16 protein-coding genes and 1 tRNA gene are annotated in these 17,649 nt (G+C 42.5%); 8 read left to right on the forward strand and 9 right to left on the reverse strand.

Annotated elements, in window-relative coordinates:
• Positions 1 to 155: 155 nt before the first annotated feature.
• Positions 156 to 1,205: a tRNA (adenosine(37)-N6)-threonylcarbamoyltransferase complex transferase subunit TsaD gene (gene tsaD, locus AACS98_RS15940; protein WP_066381570.1), complete on the forward strand. Its 1,050-nt coding sequence runs from the start codon at positions 156 to 158 to the stop codon at positions 1,203 to 1,205.
• A 99-nt stretch (positions 1,206 to 1,304) separates the two neighbouring features.
• Here tsaD and AACS98_RS15945 read toward each other — a convergent pair whose 3' ends face one another.
• Together AACS98_RS15945 and AACS98_RS15950 are read right to left on the reverse strand one after the other, a co-directional pair.
• Entirely contained in the window at positions 1,305 to 2,237 is a 933-nt protein-coding gene (locus AACS98_RS15945) for an alpha/beta fold hydrolase (RefSeq protein ID WP_066381572.1), read from the reverse strand.
• A 154-nt stretch (positions 2,238 to 2,391) separates the two neighbouring features.
• Positions 2,392 to 3,111 carry a hypothetical protein gene (locus AACS98_RS15950; protein ID WP_066381573.1) on the reverse strand — a complete coding sequence of 240 codons (720 nt, stop codon included), beginning with the start codon at positions 3,109 to 3,111 and terminating at the stop codon, positions 2,392 to 2,394.
• A 537-nt stretch (positions 3,112 to 3,648) separates the two neighbouring features.
• On the opposite strand from AACS98_RS15950, the gene AACS98_RS15955 reads away from it, so the two are divergent.
• The 6 genes from AACS98_RS15955 (at position 3,649) to AACS98_RS15980 (ending at position 8,633) form a co-directional block, all read left to right on the forward strand.
• Complete coding sequence (locus AACS98_RS15955; RefSeq protein ID WP_066381575.1) at positions 3,649 to 4,200, forward strand: GNAT family N-acetyltransferase; 552 nt, start codon at positions 3,649 to 3,651, stop codon at positions 4,198 to 4,200.
• 190 nt (positions 4,201 to 4,390) lie between these two features.
• Positions 4,391 to 4,464: transfer RNA gene (locus AACS98_RS15960), tRNA-Pro, on the forward strand.
• Between the two features lie 679 nt (positions 4,465 to 5,143).
• A complete protein-coding gene (locus AACS98_RS15965) occupies positions 5,144 to 5,971 on the forward strand; it encodes a Tic22 family protein (protein ID WP_066381577.1) in 828 nt (275 codons plus the stop codon).
• 5 nt (positions 5,972 to 5,976) lie between these two features.
• Positions 5,977 to 6,900, forward strand: a complete 924-nt coding sequence (gene prmC / locus AACS98_RS15970; RefSeq protein WP_066381579.1) for a peptide chain release factor N(5)-glutamine methyltransferase — start codon at positions 5,977 to 5,979, stop codon at positions 6,898 to 6,900.
• 60 nt (positions 6,901 to 6,960) lie between these two features.
• Positions 6,961 to 7,569 carry an L-threonylcarbamoyladenylate synthase gene (locus AACS98_RS15975; RefSeq protein WP_066381581.1) on the forward strand — a complete coding sequence of 203 codons (609 nt, stop codon included), beginning with the start codon at positions 6,961 to 6,963 and terminating at the stop codon, positions 7,567 to 7,569.
• Between the two features lie 143 nt (positions 7,570 to 7,712).
• Positions 7,713 to 8,633: a sensor histidine kinase gene (locus AACS98_RS15980; RefSeq protein ID WP_066381585.1), complete on the forward strand. Its 921-nt coding sequence runs from the start codon at positions 7,713 to 7,715 to the stop codon at positions 8,631 to 8,633.
• Here the strand turns inward: AACS98_RS15980 and AACS98_RS15985 are convergent.
• The 7 genes from AACS98_RS15985 to hemB all read right to left on the reverse strand — a co-directional run bounded on the left by AACS98_RS15985 (position 8,593) and on the right by hemB (position 15,089).
• On the reverse strand, positions 8,593 to 9,060 hold the full coding sequence (locus AACS98_RS15985) for a GNAT family N-acetyltransferase (protein WP_066381587.1): 468 nt from the start codon (positions 9,058 to 9,060) through the stop codon (positions 8,593 to 8,595). The genes AACS98_RS15980 and AACS98_RS15985 overlap by 41 nt on opposite strands.
• Positions 9,061 to 9,235: 175 nt before the next feature.
• Positions 9,236 to 9,637 (reverse strand): hypothetical protein, encoded by a 402-nt coding sequence (locus AACS98_RS15990; RefSeq protein WP_066381589.1) that lies wholly within the window; start codon positions 9,635 to 9,637, stop codon positions 9,236 to 9,238.
• 79 nt (positions 9,638 to 9,716) lie between these two features.
• A complete protein-coding gene (secF, locus tag AACS98_RS15995; RefSeq protein ID WP_066381590.1) occupies positions 9,717 to 10,700 on the reverse strand; it encodes a protein translocase subunit SecF in 984 nt (327 codons plus the stop codon).
• A complete protein-coding gene (gene secD, locus AACS98_RS16000) occupies positions 10,697 to 12,121 on the reverse strand; it encodes a protein translocase subunit SecD (protein WP_066381591.1) in 1,425 nt (474 codons plus the stop codon). The genes secF and secD overlap by 4 nt, the downstream gene beginning before the upstream one ends.
• 164 nt (positions 12,122 to 12,285) lie before the next feature.
• Positions 12,286 to 13,269, reverse strand: coding sequence for an alpha-ketoacid dehydrogenase subunit beta (locus AACS98_RS16005; protein ID WP_066381592.1), 984 nt, complete (start codon positions 13,267 to 13,269; stop codon positions 12,286 to 12,288).
• Positions 13,270 to 13,463: 194 nt separating this feature from the next.
• Positions 13,464 to 13,754, reverse strand: a complete 291-nt coding sequence (locus AACS98_RS16010) for a helix-turn-helix domain-containing protein (protein ID WP_066381594.1) — start codon at positions 13,752 to 13,754, stop codon at positions 13,464 to 13,466.
• Positions 13,755 to 14,099: 345 nt separating this feature from the next.
• Complete coding sequence (gene hemB / locus AACS98_RS16015) at positions 14,100 to 15,089, reverse strand: porphobilinogen synthase (RefSeq protein WP_066381596.1); 990 nt, start codon at positions 15,087 to 15,089, stop codon at positions 14,100 to 14,102.
• A 687-nt stretch (positions 15,090 to 15,776) separates the two neighbouring features.
• On the opposite strand from hemB, the gene prfC reads away from it, so the two are divergent.
• Complete coding sequence (prfC, locus tag AACS98_RS16020) at positions 15,777 to 17,405, forward strand: peptide chain release factor 3 (protein ID WP_066381598.1); 1,629 nt, start codon at positions 15,777 to 15,779, stop codon at positions 17,403 to 17,405.
• Positions 17,406 to 17,649: the final 244 nt, after the last annotated feature.

Here is a 17,649-nt window from a genome sequence, read left to right on the forward strand (position 1 = left end):
AAAGAAAAAGTTACTTGTACAAAACGAAGCGGCTTGTACAGTCTTTATTTGCTTAACTAGCAAGTCATCATACTCTTGGCCGGGAATCGAGTAAAGTTAAAGTAAATAAAAGTTAAAGCTTCTCAAACAAGTCTCGTTTGTGGTAGACCCCGGAAATGGCAACTGTTTTAGCAATAGAAACTAGCTGTGATGAAACTGCCGTGGCAATTGTTAAGAATCGTCAAGTTTGCAGCAGCGTCATCGCCTCGCAAATCCCAGTACATCAGCAGTATGGTGGGGTAGTACCTGAAGTAGCCTCGCGTCAACATTTGGAAACAATAAATCGAGCGATCGCTCAAGCCTTAGAGCAAGCCCAATTAGATTGGGAAAACATTGATGGCATCGCCGCCACTTGCGCCCCTGGACTGGTGGGAGCTTTATTAGTGGGATTAACCGCCGCCAAAACTTTGGCAATCTTGTACAATAAACCATTTTTGGGAGTTCATCACCTCGAAGGTCACATTTACGCCACTTATTTGAGTGAGCCAACTTTAGATCCCCCTTTTCTTAGCTTACTGGTTTCCGGGGGACATACAAGCTTGATTTATGTTAAAGATTGTGGTAGATACGAAACCTTGGGCGAAACTCGTGATGATGCTGCCGGGGAAGCCTATGATAAAGTGGCTAGGCTGTTAAAATTGGGTTATCCTGGTGGGCCAATCATTGATCAACTGGCGCAAATGGGTGATCCCCAAGCTTTTACATTGCCAGAAGGGAAAGTCTCCTTACCGCAGGGTGGATTTCACCCTTATGATGCGAGTTTTAGCGGGTTAAAGACGGCGGTACTGCGTTTAGTACAGCAACTAGAAAAAGAGCAGGGACAAGTACCAGTAGAAAACGTAGCGGCGAGTTTTCAGGAAACCGTAGCCAGAGCCTTAACCAAAAGAGCGATCGCCTGTGCTATCGATCACGGCTTAGATACAATTGCTGTCGGTGGTGGAGTAGCAGCAAACAGTGGCTTAAGAAAACACCTACAAGCCGCAGGGACTCAACATAACCTGCAAGTGCTGTTTCCCCCCTTAAAATTTTGTACCGATAACGCCGCGATGATTGCCTGCGCCGCCGCCGATCACTTATCTCGTGGTCACACATCCCCCCTAAACTTAGGCGTAGAGTCGCGGCTACCATTGACTCAAGTTATGAAGTTATATCAACCAGAGTCTTAAGGAAACAGGAGAGCTTTCGGAGCAGAGGAGCAGGGGAGAAAAACTAATGACCAATGACCAATGACTAATGACCAATGACTAATGACCAATGACTAATGACTAATGACTATTACCCACTAATTCCTGTTGTGTCACAATCGCCCGAATATGATTAGCAACCGCATCAGGCTGTTCCAGCATTGCCAGATGTCCACAATTAGGAATTTCAATCACATTGTAGCCACAGTATTGAAAAAGCTTATGGAAACTAGCTAAATGACGAACATATTTAGGTTCCATCACCTTATCATCAGCACCAGCTAAAAAATACACTGGCTGTTGTAACTGAGAGACTAACTTGGGTAAACGGTTGACTTCTTCCTCAGTGGTAGACTCTAACAATGCTCCCAAAGCCGCTTCGGGATCAGCCACGACAAAATCAATCACTCGCTGACGCGCCCAATAACGATCTAAAGGTTGAGAGACAGTAGCTCTGGTGAATAATAAATCAATCAAAGGTACTTGGGATAACCAACGGGGACGGACTTGTAAAAATCGCTGTCCTGCGGTACGAAACTGCTCAAAAGCTTCTTTGAGGTAAATACCGCCACCAGCATTGATACAGATGACACCCTTGACAATTGCCGGCATTTGAGCAGCTGCCCAGAGAGCGATCGTTCCTCCCAAAGAGTGACCAACTAGCCAAGCACTATTGATATTTAGTTGTTGCAAAAGAATTGTTAAATCCTGAGCATAGGCAGCTGGTGTGTGGAGAGACTCCAACGATGAACTCATTGCCCGAATTGAATTCGCAGACAAACTGACAGAACGTTCAGCTTGACTAGAGTCAGTTTCTAGCGGCGACTGAGACTCGCCAAAGCCTCGTAAATCATAAGACAGACACTGCAAATCACCTGACAAGCGGGAAATTACAGGTTGCCAGTATCCACGACTATTGAGCCAACCGTGGATGAAAACTAACGCATCGGGACAGGATGTGGGAGCTGTTAGCTGGTATGCGTGTGGAACGCCCAAGATTTCAATAGTTGCCATATTTATATCGTACCCTCAAGGGTGGGTGCGACCAAATACAAACCCAGACAGAGCTGTGAAAAATTCACAATTTGTGGTGAAAATCGGGAATGGGGCAAGAGGGTTCGATGCCTACACAATTACCGATCTTCTGTGAATTTTCATGAGTAATTGACTAATTACCCAACAATCTCTGACGCATTCCTTCAGCAATTTTGTGTCCTAGGTACTCAGGAATCAAACTTTCGTTAGGCCCCAACAAGTAAAGAATTAACCGTGTACGTCCCCGCCAAACCAACAAATTGGCATTGACAACCAAAAGGTCTTCTTGCCAAATGGCATACATAACTTTATAAAATAATCCCGCTTGATTATCAGCCTCAATCACTAAAGCCGGGAGATGAAACACCGGATCAACATAGAACTCAGTTTGTACCTGTTCTATACCTACATCCAGGTTAAATTCTACTGCCAGCATTTCTTCTACCTCAAACCGTCCTCCCAAAGCCTCACGAATGGCACGACAGACATTTTCTGCGGTTTTCTCTGTCAAAGCTTTGCTACCACGAGAAACCAACAGTTTGATAAATACTAACATTGGTGGGCGAATCTGTCCGTAGAGACTCAGACTGTGGATAGTCAGACCATAAGCAGCCAACACACCAAAAATATCACTCAGGAGAAATGATTGATTGCGGTAGGCAAAATGTAAGGCACTTTTACTACCTTCCGGCTTCAACTCAATTACGGCACGCTTGGTTTTATAAAGGCGATAGGCTAGCCGCAAATTTTGCAGCTGAATCTCACTGCTGACAAATTGCTCATAAAACTGGGGAAACGCTCGATTAAAGCGTTTGAGAAGTTCCAGTGTGGAAGATTTTAAACCAGAAGCCATCGTTGGGGGTAAGACTCACTTGCTTTTGTTTCCTGAATACTGGGGAACTGATCATTCCCTGTGGGGCTGTTGTCAATGGCAACTCAGTAATTTCACCATGCCCAACTACCCATTAACTAATCCCTTCATTTATAAGGGATAAGGGATAAGTTGAACAAAAATGTTGAGCGCAGTCCCTAGCTATAACGCAGTTGAGGTAAGGTAAGCAAAATACCGAGTTTATGGTACAATGCCATTGGTACGGTAAAAGGTCATAAACCTGGAGACACGACCGATTCAGATTAGTAATTATTAGTTATTTGCTATTATTACTAATTTTTTTGACAAGGATTTGTGTGAAACACGTCTTCACTGCCTGTTACTATTGATCATTCCGAAAACACCCCCATAATTTTGAGGGTAAGGCTAAAAAAATGGTACTGCACTGTCAGACGTAAATTAACACTTTTCAACTCCTCTGAAGAATCCCACGCGCTGCTAGCCGTGGGAATGTCAAAGTGGAAATCAATTCAGTTATACTACCCGAACCACGTTGGCATGGGTTTTTGGAAAACTTGGTTTAGTGCTTCTGAATCTGCGACTAGTAGAAACTCCTCTTTTGGAGAGGATACCCTAGACGCTACGGGCAACTCTAACGCTAATAGCGATAACTCCGGTTCTACAAGGATTACAGAACGTATTGTTTTCAGCACAGAGCGAGACATCGATCTGTATGAACTAGAAGAACTGTGTGATGCTGTTGGTTGGTCGCGTCGTCCTTTGAGAAAAGTCAAGAAAGCTATTGAACATAGTTTTCTTGTGGCCTCAATGTGGCAGGTGCGAGGAAACCACAGACGGCTCATTGGCTTCGCCCGTGCTACCTCAGATCATGCTTTTAATGCCACTATTTGGGATGTGGTTGTTCACCCAGACTTTCAAGGTAAAGGACTGGGTAAGGCATTGATGAAATATGTACTCAAAAAACTTAGAAGCGAAGAGATTAGTAATGTAACTCTTTTTGCCGACCCTCATGTGGTTGATTTCTATCGCTCTATGGGCTTTATGCCAGATCCCGAAGGTATCAAAGGGATGTTTTGGTATCCTCATTAAATTTCCCAAAAAAAATATAGCTGACTACAAAAAAGTCAGCTATAATAGATATGATGTGTTTAACCTAGATTAATTTCCGGTTAAGTTTAAGCTAGAATGCTTGTCAATTTTAGAAAAAACTACAATTAAATGCTTTCATCTAGCAATTAGTAGTTTTTGTGTTAAAATAAGTCAAGATTAACCTATTCATCGGGATGTAGCGCAGCTTGGTAGCGCGCCTGCTTTGGGAGCAGGATGCCGCAGGTTCAAATCCTGTCATCCCGATATTAAAATCTGAATTGAAAAAACCCCAATCTGTTAAAAGATATGGGGTTTTTCTATAGGCAGGTGTAGCAGTCGAATCATAGATGAGGACATTTTGACTTGGAGGTGATTATTCAAATTACGGCTAAGTAGCACGGAAAATTAAATTTATCAAAAAAATACTAAATTAAACTGTGTTTTTGCGTAAGATACTAATTATTTGTTCAGCAGCATAGTTTAATTTATGTCAATAAGAAAAAAATTTTTCTTGAAAGAACAATACACAGCAGATAAATTTTGTGTAGAACAGGAATTATTTAACATCTCCAAACTAGGTGGAACGATTTTCGACTGCATAACGTCACTCAAAATCGAGTAAGGACAATAGAATGGCATTGGCGAACTCAAAAATAAGCTAGATATAATCAGCATCTACATTAATGCGTAGTGAATAATACAAGTCAGCCGAAAAAAATCTCACTCTAGTAGTGTCAACAGGTAACAATGTCATCAATGGAATCCTGATGGATGGGAAAATATCATGTTTGAAGAGTAGATTGTGAAGATGAAACTATGCTCATCAGTTTTTCCCATCTCAAATGGATTGCTATATAACTGATAAAAGTTGGTACCAAATTGGTGCTGTGCAGATCAAACTATTTGTCTAAACTGAATTGACATATTGACTTAAGGAGTCATCATGAAAGCATTGGTTCGCTGGGGCGCAACATTGGGTTTAGTTGGAAGTACATTGCTGGGATCAGTTTTTGTAGGAAATATCCCAGTATTGGCATTGTCAGAACAACAAATTAAAGAAAAATTAGATGTTATACCTGTATATCTAGTTACAAATGACAAGGGTTTACCTTTGAGCCGTCCTTTACCAGCAGGACAAAACGGACAAAAACCCGGTGGTTCGGTGACAGGGGCTTATTTAAGTCGGCAAGAGGCGCAAGCTTTTATTAACGATTTGCGGAATGCCCAAGGTAAAGACCCAAAAATGGCAGAAATTGTCAAAAGCCTACAAGTGACACCCGTACCTTTGGGGGTAATTTATCAGCAATTACAACAAACTAAATCAGATCCAAATCGTCTTTTATTTGCATTTAAACCTGTAGATCAGGAAATTAAGGGGGCGATGGATTTATTGCGTCAAAGCGGGCAGAAGGTAGATCAATTTACGAGTGTACCGATTTTTGCTGTGAGATTTGCGCCAGATCAAGGTTATGTACCAATTCAACTAGGTTCTGAAAAAGAACAAGTTGTACCTTTGTTTTTTAGTAAACGAGATGCACTAGGTTTATTAAACCAAGTTAAGCCAAAGTTTCCTAAAGCTGATATTCAGGTAATAGATGTAGATGGAGTTATCAAGACACTACAGGAGAAAAATGACCCTTGGCTCAACCAAGTTGTCTTGATCCCATCCCCAGAATCAAGAGAATATATTAGAACACTACCAAAAGAAAATGGGGCTAAATCTCCGGCGAATCGAAATAACAACGCCAGTCCGGCGAAAAAGTCCAATTAACAAGGATGGCGAATAATAAGCTAAATGTAGTTTCTGGTTTACAAGTTTGGCAATGGCGCAACAGAGCTATTGAAGGGGCGATCGCTCATCAGATTTCAGTAGCGGAAGTTGATTGGCTGCTGCAAGAAATAGCTGGCTTAGACCGCTTGTCCTTGCGTTTGGCATCTTTTAAAAACCAAGCTGAGATTGCCATGAGTTTGTCTTTAGAAGACTTAGAACATTGGTGGCAAAGACGCTTAAATGAACGCTTACCAGTACAATACATTGCGGGAACTACACCTTGGCGAAATTTTCAGCTAAAGGTGTCCAGCGCAGTTTTAATACCCAGACCTGAAACAGAGTGCTTGATTGATTTAGCTGTGGCTGCTGCTGCTAAAAGTCCATTAGCAACACAGCTAGAACAAGGACATTGGGTAGACTTAGGGACTGGGAGTGGTGCGATCGCCTTGGGATTGACAGATGCCTTTCCCAAGGCCACAATTCATGCTGTGGATTACAGTTTAGAAGCTTTGGCGATCGCTCAAGAAAACGCCCAGAATTTAGGTTTAGCCGACCGGATGCGATTTTATCAGGGTTCATGGTGGCAGCCATTAACTGCCCTCAAAGGCCAGTTTAGCGGTATGGTATCTAACCCGCCTTATATTCCTAGTCACATTTTGCCGACACTGCAACCAGAAGTAGTCAAGCATGAACCACATTTAGCTTTAGATGGTGGCTTTGATGGCTTAGATGACATTCGCCAGTTGATAGCAATCTCACCTAGCTATTTGCGTCCTGGTGGCGTGTGGCTAATTGAAATGATGGCAGGACAAGCCCAGACAGTGGCAACGCTTTTACACCAACAAGGTAGCTATAGCAATATTCAAATTCATACTGATTTAGAGGGTATTGAACGTTTTGCCTTAGCTTATATCAAAGATGAGTGCTGAGTGCGGAGTTTTGAGTTATGAGTAGTGAAGTGATCATTCAAAGAACTCATAACTGTAAGTATGACCAAAGTTTCATTAGAGGGTTTAATAGCTGGTGTTCGTGCTGGTGCTGTAGTTAGTTTTCCTACTGATACCGTTCCCGCATTAGCAGCTTTGCCAGCACAAGCGGCGTTGATTTTTGCTGCTAAAAAGCGCAGTCAAGACAAGCCTTTGATTTTGATGGGGGCTAGTGCAGAGGATTTATGGCCTTATGTCCAAGGTAGTGAACAAGAGTATAAGATTTGGCAACAAGTCGTAACTCAGTATTGGCCGGGAGCATTAACATTGGTGTTACCTGCTAGCGATCGCATTCCACCAGCGATGAATCCCACTGATCCCACAACTATTGGGATTCGAGTCCCGAACAGTGCGATCGCTCAAACTATTTTGGCGCAAACAGGGCCGCTTGCCACCACTAGCGCAAATTTTTCAGGACAGCCACCTTTACAAACAATGGCAGAAATTGATGCTCAATTCCCCGAAGTTCTGACATTAGAACCCACCGCTATCAACTCTTTTGGTGACAATACTGAAATTAGTCTCCCTTCAACTGTTGCTAAATGGACAGGGATAAATTGGCAAATCTTACGGCAAGGGGGAGTAAATTTAGATTTACAGGCGGGAAGCTAGAGCAGCAAATGGTGTTATTACTAATATAGCAGTGACTTCCTGTAATTTTAGTGACATACTTACAGATAACCAATGAACTAGGGAATTTGGAAAACTGATTTGACAGCTTTGTGCATAATTAACAAGTTGATAGCTGCGAAATTATGAATTGGAGTAACTGGATATATCTAGGAACCGGATTGGTAATGGGGATAAGTTCTCGTTGGTTATGGGCGAGAACTGCAAAGGCTAACTCCAACCAATCCCCAGTAGAGTTGACACAGCCACAGCACACACCACAAATATTAGAAGAGTTAAAAAACACACAACTGGCGTATCAGATGGCTGAGGAAATGAGCCAGTTTAAAGCCGGTTTTTTGGCGCGGACTACCCATGAATTGCGATCGCCTCTAAATGGACTGATTGGCTTACATCAGCTAATTTTGTCAGATTTGTGTGAAAATCCGGCAGAAGAGCGCGAATTTATAGCCCAAGCTCACGAGCGTGCTTTAAAGCTTTTACATCTGATGGATGAAATTCTCACTGTCGCCAAGACAGAACACGGCACTAATAAATTAGATATTCAGCCCCAGCCTTTAGCTAATGTTTTACAGGAAGTTCATAATTTAATTTATATGTTGGCGGTAGATCGCAATTTCAAGTTGCGAATATTACCGCCAGAGTCAGAGATTTATGTTTTGGCAGATCAAAAGTGGTTACGTCAAATATTACTAAATTTAGTAGATACTGCACTTTCTCAAATGAAAGAAGGCAGTATTTATATTTCCACTGGCAGAGCATCAACAAGTGATTTTGTCAATATTTGGCTAGATGTCCCAACTCACGCATTACTCAGCCATGAGTCAATAGATTTACTCAAATCAGAACACAAATCTGTGGAGATTGAGCCAGAGAAAACTGCTCTGTCTCCAGGAATGAAGCTATTACTCAATCAAAATCTGTTAGCAGTGATGGGAGGTAAACTAGAAATCCTACCATCACCCAATTCTGGAGAAACAGAGCAGTTGACGAGATTACAGGTATCTATGCCCCTAGCGACTCTTGAAGCTGAACTTCCCCAGTAGTCAGAGTGCTAATTTCTGATTGGTTGCATAACACCATAGTTGTAGTGTAATTAGCTTGGAAACCAATTTTTTCGTAGAAACTTTGTTGATGGGTAGTCATCAAATATACGCGCTCAACCTGCATCCGGGGATGACTCAAAACAGTTTCTACTAATTTGCTTCCTAATCCTGTGCCACGATAATCTGGGTGAATCACAACATCCCAGATTGTACCTCGATATATACCATCAGAAGTTGCTCTAGCAAAACCAATCAATCTTTCTCCATCCCATACAGAAATTACCGGATCACTATTAGCAATAGCTGTACTCAAATCCTCAATACTGCGTCCTTTTGCCCAGAATGCTGCAAGATTAAATAGTTCTTGGAGTTGGTGAAGGTCTACTTTAGACTGGTGATGACAAAATTGAATCTGAGGCTGGTTCATGTATAGGCACTCCGATGTGGCAGCATTGTTACTGTCTTTTAATCATAATTGTGCATGAAATTACTGAATTAGTGTATCTATACGCAACTCATTAAAAAAAATAATCGGCTCTTTCCTCATTCCCTGTTCCCTGTTCCCTGTTCCCCGTTCCCTGTTCCCTGTTCCCCGTTCCCTGTTAATTGTTAATCACCCACTTCCATAAGGGGTGAGTGCTGCCTTGTTTACGGATTTGAAATACTTGTTTTTCTAAACGTTGCTTTTCATGCTGTGGCAAGCCCAGCAAAATGTTGCGACTTTGCCACACTAAAACACTAGCAGTCATACCTATACAAAATGCTAAACCGATGGCAGACAGGGGGTGGTAGAACAGTCCATAGCGCACTGCTACCCAAGTAAAGTATTGTTGCCATAGTGCAATTTCCCCCCGCATATTCCATACACAGATAGGCGCAATTGTCAACCACAAAAAGCCAACAAACAGCCAACGCCCATATACAGTCAACTGGTGTAGCCTTTGAACTTGTTGAGCTAAAGATTGGTCATTGGTATAAATGTTAGGTTCTTCGGATTGAGCCATTATGCAATAGTGTTAATTGTTGAGTGTTGATTGTTGACTAATGACTAATGACTAATGACTAATGACTAATGACTAATGACTACTCAACAGATGTATCAGCTACTCCAGCACTTGCTACTACTGTAGATTGACCTGTTCGTTCTCGCCACCAAGTTAAGAGGGTGCTAGCAACAAAAATACTAGAATAAGCTCCTGCTAGAAAGCCAAAAATCAGGGCTAAAGCAAAGTTTTTCAGGGTTTCGCCACCAAATATAAAGATAGCTAACAATGGCAGCATAGTAGTGAGAGTTGTATTGATTGATCTGCCTAAAGTTTGATTAACGGCATCATCAACAATTTCAGTAACCCGTCGGTTGGGAGTTGCTTTTAATGTTTCGCGAATGCGGTCATAAATTACTACTGTATCGTTGACGGAGAAACCTGTAATTGTCAGTAGAGCCACAATAAACAGACTATCTACTTCTGTACCGAACACCAGACCGAAAATTGAGAAAATTCCTAGGGTGACGAGTACATCGTGAAACAGGGCAATAATTGCGAAGATGGCATAGTCTAGCTGAAACCTGAAGGTTAAATAAAGAACGATGCCCAAAAAAGACACAATCAGAGCAATGATACCAGAGGTAAACAATTCTCGCCCCAAGGTAGGCCCTACGGTGTCAATTTGATTTTTTTGCTCGTCAAAAGTACCGACTTTTTCGCTTAAAGCCGTTTGTAATTGAATACGCTGTTCACGATCTAAATTTTTTGTGCGAATTAAGATACCATTTTCTTGGCGTGTTTCTTTGTCAGCGATGATTTGGATGCTGCTATCACCAAGTCCCTGTGCTTTAGCGACTTCGCGCACCTCGTTAATATCTATGGGCTGATCACAGTTTCCGGGTTGAGTACAATCTCGTTCCAATTGTAATCTTGTGCCACCGACGAAATCCAAACTTGGACGTAGGGGGGCGCGAATGTTGGGGTTTTGCCAAGAAATCACCATTGAGATGATACCAACCAAGATAATGGCACTAGAAATAGTCCACCACAGCGATCGCGATTTGTTAATACTGAGTTTCATTTAGCTACCTCTGCCTTATTAGATGCACCTGATGCTGGCAGGTTTGGACAAAACAGTTCTGCTTTCCGTAGTGAGGGAATGGAAATTGCAACAAACATTAAACTGCGACTACAGGTAATAGCGGTAAACATACTCACAGCTACACCCAAAGCCAGAGTTAAAGCAAAGCCTTTGACTAAACCAGCACCGAGCCAAAATAGGGCGGCACAGGCAATCAATGTTGTCAAGTTGCCGTCTAGGATACTAGAAAAGGCGCGATAAAAACCAGATTCTACAGAACGATACAGCGATTTACCGGCTCTTAACTCTTCTCTGGTGCGTTCAAAAATTAGTACGTTTGCGTCTACTGCCATACCGATACTGAGAATAAAACCAGCGATTCCCGGCAAGGTGAGAGTTACACCTAGTAGAGCAAAGGTAGCCCAAGTCAAGATGGCGTAGACGATTAAAGCTAAATCCGCAATTAATCCTGGTAGTCTATAGTACACCACCATAAAGATTAATACTAAAATCAGACCACCCATACCAGCATAGATGCTGCTGGTGATACTGTCTTTACCCAAGGTTGCGCCAACGGTGCGGATTTCAGCAATTTCCACTGGTACGGGTAAAGCACCACCGCGCAGTTGTACGCCTAAATCATTGGCTTGTTGTGCGGTAAACCTACCTGTAATGATTGCAGAACCACCTGTAATTCCGGTTGCGGCGAATTCTGGCCCAACCACGGGTGAACTGATGAGTTCATTATCTAGAAATATACCGATGCTGCGTCCTGTACCTGCGAGGTTTTTGGTGAGTACGGCAAATAGTTCTCCACCTTTTTGATCGAAACGAATGGCAACATTCCAGTTACCACCTTGTTGGGTGGGTTCGCCATAGGCATCTTGAAGATATTTACCATCAAGCGGTGGGTTGGTGCTTTCAAATAATTCAGCGATCGCTTGATTATTTTTTTGTAATTCTTCTAAATTTTGATTAATTGCGGCTTGATCGTTACTTTTTCTGAATTCGTCTTGCTTGGCTTTTAGTTCTGCCCTTGATGCTTGAAAAGCAAATAATTGAGTTTCTGTATTGGGTTTTTGTAGGCGAAATTCTAGCTGTGCTGTACCACCCAAGACTCGTTCTGCTTGTTCTGGATCATTCACCCCTGGTAACTGCACAAGGATTTTATCTGTACCGACAGTTTGGATGACTGGTTCGGAAACACCAAGCCCATTAATTCGGCCTTCCACAACTTTTTTCACCGCATCTAATTCACGTTCGGTGATTTGCTTAATCTCTGCTGTGGTGTTCACCTGAATTGTAAGTTGTGATCCGCCTCGTAAGTCTAGCCCCAAGGGGATGGGAATTAAGGCAATCGTCGCAATGGCGGCGATTACCAATACAAAAATTAAAGCTAATAGCGATCGCTGTCTCTGCATACCATCACTCGCAACTGACAAAGGCTATAATAACGCTCTTTGCATCAGTTTTGAGTCAATGGGGATTGGGGACAAATCAAGATTGTTGACTGTTGATTGTTGACTGTTCAAGAATTTCTACCTCATCCCCCTCATCCTCCCCAGTCAAGAGTCCCTTCCAGTCCCTAGACTCTCATCGCCACCATTTTCTGTACAGCTTCCACAATTTGCTCTGGCTGTACGATTGTCAGGCGTTCTAGAGTGCCGTTGTATGGTGTGGGAATATCTTGAGATGATAGCCTTAGCACTGGTGCGTCTAATTCATCAAACAGGCGATCGTTTATCGAAGCGGTTAATTCTGCACCAATACCCCCAGTTCGCATACATTCTTCTACTATAATCACGCGATGGGTTTTACGCACGGATGCACCAATAGTATCAAAATCTAATGGTTTTAGGGATATTAAATCAATTACTTCTGGGTCGTAACCTTGTTTTTCTAAAGCTTTGACGGCTTGCATAACATGGTGACGCATCCGTGAGTAGGTCAAAATTGTGACATCTTTCCCGCGACGCACAACTTCTGCTTTATCCAAGGGTAGTATGTATTCTTCCTCTGGCAGATTTTCTTTTAAATTGTAAAGTAAAACGTGTTCAAAGAACAATACTGGATTATCATCACGGATAGCAGATTTTAGCAGTCCTTTGGCGTTGTAAGGGGTGGAGCAGGCGACAATCTTCAATCCTGGTACGGCTTGGAAGTAAGCTTCTAGGCGTTGTGAGTGTTCTGCACCTAGTTGTCTACCTACACCACCAGGCCCACGAATTACCATTGGAATTTTAAAGTTACCGCCGGAGGTGTAACGTAACATCCCAGCGTTGTTAGAGATTTGGTTGAAGGCGAGGAGCAAAAAGCCCATATTCATACCTTCTATGATTGGCCGCAATCCAGTCATTGCTGCGCCTACTGCTATACCAGTAAAGCTGTTTTCAGCGATGGGAGTATCTAAGACTCTCAAATCACCATATTTTTTGTATAGGTCTTTGGTGACTTTATAAGAACCGCCATAGTGTCCTACGTCTTCACCAAGAACAAATACACTGGAATCACGAGCCATTTCTTCATCAATGGCTTCCCGCAGAGCGTTGAAGAATAGTGTTTCTGCCATTTAGACCTTTTTTTACGACTATCGTTTTAGAATCTTATCGCGCTAGTGTCACCAATACCGTGAGCGATCGCACTACTACCACCACAGGAAATTAAAAATTTCCACCTGCTTTGTGCGCTGTTTTTGTCTTTGATGGGTAATCGCTTGATTGTTGCCTTGCATGAGTAATTATGAATTTTTATCTAGTCAGGGTATCAGCTGCAAACTGGCGAATCAGTCACCTGCGTTACCTGATTGTCTGGAAACCTTCTTGGTCTTCCTGGCTTGCGTTTATGTCGCTGATTAACCGACTTTTCGCTGGCATTTGCCAGTTCTTCCGGTGTACATTGGAAGAGGTGTAAAGCTGCCAAATATTTTTTCGGTGTCATTGTCGGTTCAGTGCGCCCAGCCTCCCAATTGCGAACGCTGGTTTCACTGATTGCAAGCCTGAAGGCAACTTCTGCACGGCTGAGGCCTGCTCGTTCTCTCAGGACTTGCATATCCATATTTCATGCTCCTGTGGAAAAATGTTGACTTTTTTATTAAATCAATTGACATTAGATGTCAATAACGGTGATTAAAAGTTTGTTATCTATACTATTTTATCGCGATCGCCTCCCTCTTTGGCAAATGTAGCTACTAATTTCTGTAACATCCCATACAAAATCTTCTATGCAACATCAACAGGACTTACGCAACTGGCATCATAGTAGGGTGCGTCAGATATCAACCATCTGTTTATTGACAGCATTTAAGCAGTCTGACGCACCCTACAAGACTGTGCAACATCAAACCAAAAAAGAGACGTAACATTACTACGTCTCTCTAATATTTTTGGTGATGTCTCCACATCATGCAGATTTTTGCAACCATCTAGCCGCATCTTTAGCATGATAGGTTAAAATTAAGTCTGCACCAGCACGTTTAAAACTGGTTAAAGTTTCCATGACTACACGCTCTTCATCAATCCAGCCATTCAACGCCGCAGCTTTCACCATTGAATACTCACCAGAGACGTTATAAGCAGCCACAGGTAAGTTACTGGCTTCCTTGACACGCCAGATGATATCCATGTATGCTAAAGCTGGCTTGACCATGAGCATATCAGCCCCCTCAGCAATATCTAACTCAATCTCTTTGATGGCTTCACGGGCGTTACCTGGATCCATTTGGTAAGTTCTTCTGTCACCAAATTGGGGTGTAGACTCGGCTGCATCCCGGAATGGGCCATAGTAAGCTGAAGCATACTTAGCAGCATAAGATAAAATCGGCGTGTCTTGAAATCCAGCTTCATCCAAAGCTGTACGAATTGCCTGCACAAAACCATCCATCATCCCAGAAGGCGCGATGATATCCGCACCGGCTTGAGCTTGAGATACGGCGGTTTTCTTCAATAGTTCCAAGGTAGGATCATTGAGAACTCGCCCTGTTAAGTCACCAATTTCTAAATAACCACAGTGACCGTGACTGGTATACTCACATAAACAAGTGTCGGCAATCACAATCAAATCCGGTAATGCTGCTTTCACAGCCGTTGCTGCTTTTTGTACAATACCGCAATCATGCCAAGCACCGGTAGCATCTGCATCTTTATCTTCAGGAATCCCAAACAAAATAATTGCCGGAATGCCTAAATCATAAACCTCTTTCGCCTCTTCGACAATTTTATCTACCGAAAGTTGGTAGACTCCAGGCATAGATTTAACTTCATTGGCAACACCCTCACCAGGTACGGCGAACAATGGATAAATTAAATCATTAGTGGTTAAGACTGTTTCTCGTACCATCCGCCGCAGTTGGGGATGAGTACGCAAACGACGAGGGCGATGATTGGGGTACATAAACTTTCGTCAATAAATACAATAAAATGGACAAAAAACAAAGCGTCACAAAAGTAGGACGAAACTTCGCTATTTTCAGTGACACTAAAGACAGTGCTTAACTGTCCTTTGCCCTACTCCTGCTCAAGCTGTGGGGCAATTTTGTATTCTACAGGAGGCAGGGGACAAGGGGCAGGGGCGAAAGACTTTTCTGGTTGCTGACGGTACTCTGCCGCAATTTTTTTGATGACTCTAGCCCTGACTCACCTTGCTCAGTTACACTGGCGATCGCGGATTTGAGATTGCTCATCCCAAATTTAGAATAAGTTGATCTCTCTTTACAGCACAAAAAAAGACAAATCTGAGCAATTTTTTCATGAATAAATCTCAATATCTGAGATATTAATTAACGCTTCATCATCTATTTCTAAGTTCTCAATTTTCGAGATGCTTTTATAATAATTTTTATTAAAAATTATCAACATCAACAGCCAATAGTTGAATATATGTTCATCAATACCTGGTAGATTGACAAAACACAGGAACTTCATCCAGACACCAAAGCATCGGGTTGTCTGTGATCAATTTTTGGCATTTTAAATTTTGACCTACCTAGCATGAGCCTATCACGAGCATCGTTGTTTTAAGATGAAAGGACTCGCTAAAGTAGAAAAATTAAGTTACGTAACAAGGAAGTCAAGAGAGTTTATGTCAACTGAACTGAAGACAGAACTTAGTCAAGCAGTTGAAAGTCGCCGCAACTTTGCAATTATCTCTCACCCGGATGCTGGTAAAACTACGCTGACAGAAAAGCTACTACTCTACGGGGGTGCAATTCACGAAGCTGGTGCTGTGAAGGCTCGCCGGGCGCAACGCAAAGCTACATCCGACTGGATGGCGATGGAACAACAACGGGGTATTTCTATCACCTCTACAGTGTTACAGTTTGAATACAAAAACTGTCAAATTAATTTACTTGATACACCAGGACACCAGGATTTTAGTGAAGATACTTATCGCACCTTAGCGGCGGCTGATAATGCGGTGATGTTGATTGATGCTGCTAAAGGTTTGGAACCCCAAACTCGCAAGTTGTTTGAGGTATGTAAATTGCGGGGTTTACCAATTTTTACATTTGTTAACAAACTCGACCGTCCGGGTAGGGAAGCTTTGGAATTATTGGACGAGATTGAGCAAGAATTGGGACTGCAAACCTATGCGGTTAACTGGCCGATTGGGATGGGCGATCGCTTTAAAGGTGTATTTGATAGAATGCAGCAACAAATCCACCTGTTTGAACGTACCGCCCACGGCAGTAAAGAAGCCCGCGATACAATTGTGGACTTGGGCGATCCGAGAATTGAAGAACTCCTAGAACAAGACCTGTACTACCAACTCAAAAATGATTTAGAACTGTTAGAAGGCGTAGGGCCAGAACTAGATTTAGATTTGGTGCATCAAGGCAAAATGACCCCTGTGTTCTTTGGTAGCGCAATGACCAACTTTGGGGTAGAGTTATTTCTTAAGTGCTTCCTTGACTATGCACTAAAACCAGGTGTTCATCATAGCAGCGTCGGTGAAGTACCCCCTACATATCCAGAGTTTTCAGGGTTTGTCTTCAAACTGCAAGCCAATATGGATCCAAAACATCGCGATCGCGTTGCTTTTGTCCGGGTCTGCACTGGTAAGTTTGAAAAAGATATGACAGTTAATCATGCTCGCACAGGCAAAGTTGTCCGGTTATCAAGACCACAAAAACTCTTTGCTCAAGAGCGAGAATCGATTGATGTAGCTTATCCAGGCGATGTCATCGGTTTAAATAATCCAGGTGTTTTTGCTATCGGCGATACAATTTACACAGGGCAGAAGCTGGAATATGAGGGAATTCCGTATTTTTCGCCGGAACTGTTTGCGATTCTTCGCAACCCCAACCCCTCAAAGTTTAAGCAATTCCAAAAAGGCATCTCCGAATTACGAGAAGAGGGTGCAGTACAAATCATGTACTCAACTGATGAAGCTAAACGCGACCCGATTATGGCAGCTGTGGGTCAGTTACAGTTTGAGGTGGTGCAATTTCGCTTACAAAACGAGTATGGTGTAGAAACCCTGCTAGAACTACTACCTTATAGTGTTGCCCGGTGGGTAGAAGGTGGCTGGGAAGCTTTGAACAAGGTGGGACGCATATTTAATACCACCACAGTCAAAGACAATATGGGTCGTCCAGTTTTACTATTCCGCAATGAATGGAATTGTCAACAGTTACAGGGTGATCATCCAGAGTTGAAATTAAGCGCGATCGCCCCAGTCTTTTCCGCTCAAAAACCAGTTGAGGAGTAATACAATTCAAAATTCAAAATTCAAAATTCAAAATTAAGACTTTCAGAGTGAGTGGATTTTTGAATTCAGAATTAGGAATTACAAATTATACCAATTCTCTAAAATCCAGTCACAGATGCAAACCGTAAAACCCAAATAACATCTGACTTGGTTAATTGCGAATTGCGAATTGCGAATTGATATCACTCTAGCTGGAGATGACTGGTGAAGTTGATGTCCACGGCATCCCTTGTGATGCGCGCTT

The sequence above is a fragment of the Anabaena sp. CA = ATCC 33047 genome (assembly GCF_963870205.1).
Lineage (GTDB): Bacteria > Cyanobacteriota > Cyanobacteriia > Cyanobacteriales > Nostocaceae > Trichormus.

What these genes read in the sequence shown, in the direction of transcription:
- tsaD (WP_066381570.1), top strand. Translation starts at nt 156, where the DNA reads ATGGCAACTGTTTTAGCAATAGAAACTAGCTGTGATGAAACTGCCGTG.
- AACS98_RS15945 (WP_066381572.1), bottom strand. Translation starts at nt 2,237, where the DNA reads ATGGCAACTATTGAAATCTTGGGCGTTCCACACGCATACCAGCTAACA.
- AACS98_RS15950 (WP_066381573.1), bottom strand. Translation starts at nt 3,111, where the DNA reads ATGGCTTCTGGTTTAAAATCTTCCACACTGGAACTTCTCAAACGCTTT.
- AACS98_RS15955 (WP_066381575.1), top strand. Translation starts at nt 3,649, where the DNA reads ATGGGTTTTTGGAAAACTTGGTTTAGTGCTTCTGAATCTGCGACTAGT.
- AACS98_RS15965 (WP_066381577.1), top strand. Translation starts at nt 5,144, where the DNA reads ATGAAAGCATTGGTTCGCTGGGGCGCAACATTGGGTTTAGTTGGAAGT.
- prmC (WP_066381579.1), top strand. Translation starts at nt 5,977, where the DNA reads ATGGCGAATAATAAGCTAAATGTAGTTTCTGGTTTACAAGTTTGGCAA.
- AACS98_RS15975 (WP_066381581.1), top strand. Translation starts at nt 6,961, where the DNA reads ATGACCAAAGTTTCATTAGAGGGTTTAATAGCTGGTGTTCGTGCTGGT.
- AACS98_RS15980 (WP_066381585.1), top strand. Translation starts at nt 7,713, where the DNA reads ATGAATTGGAGTAACTGGATATATCTAGGAACCGGATTGGTAATGGGG.
- AACS98_RS15985 (WP_066381587.1), bottom strand. Translation starts at nt 9,060, where the DNA reads ATGAACCAGCCTCAGATTCAATTTTGTCATCACCAGTCTAAAGTAGAC.
- AACS98_RS15990 (WP_066381589.1), bottom strand. Translation starts at nt 9,637, where the DNA reads ATGGCTCAATCCGAAGAACCTAACATTTATACCAATGACCAATCTTTA.
- secF (WP_066381590.1), bottom strand. Translation starts at nt 10,700, where the DNA reads ATGAAACTCAGTATTAACAAATCGCGATCGCTGTGGTGGACTATTTCT.
- secD (WP_066381591.1), bottom strand. Translation starts at nt 12,121, where the DNA reads ATGCAGAGACAGCGATCGCTATTAGCTTTAATTTTTGTATTGGTAATC.
- AACS98_RS16005 (WP_066381592.1), bottom strand. Translation starts at nt 13,269, where the DNA reads ATGGCAGAAACACTATTCTTCAACGCTCTGCGGGAAGCCATTGATGAA.
- AACS98_RS16010 (WP_066381594.1), bottom strand. Translation starts at nt 13,754, where the DNA reads ATGGATATGCAAGTCCTGAGAGAACGAGCAGGCCTCAGCCGTGCAGAA.
- hemB (WP_066381596.1), bottom strand. Translation starts at nt 15,089, where the DNA reads ATGTACCCCAATCATCGCCCTCGTCGTTTGCGTACTCATCCCCAACTG.
- prfC (WP_066381598.1), top strand. Translation starts at nt 15,777, where the DNA reads ATGTCAACTGAACTGAAGACAGAACTTAGTCAAGCAGTTGAAAGTCGC.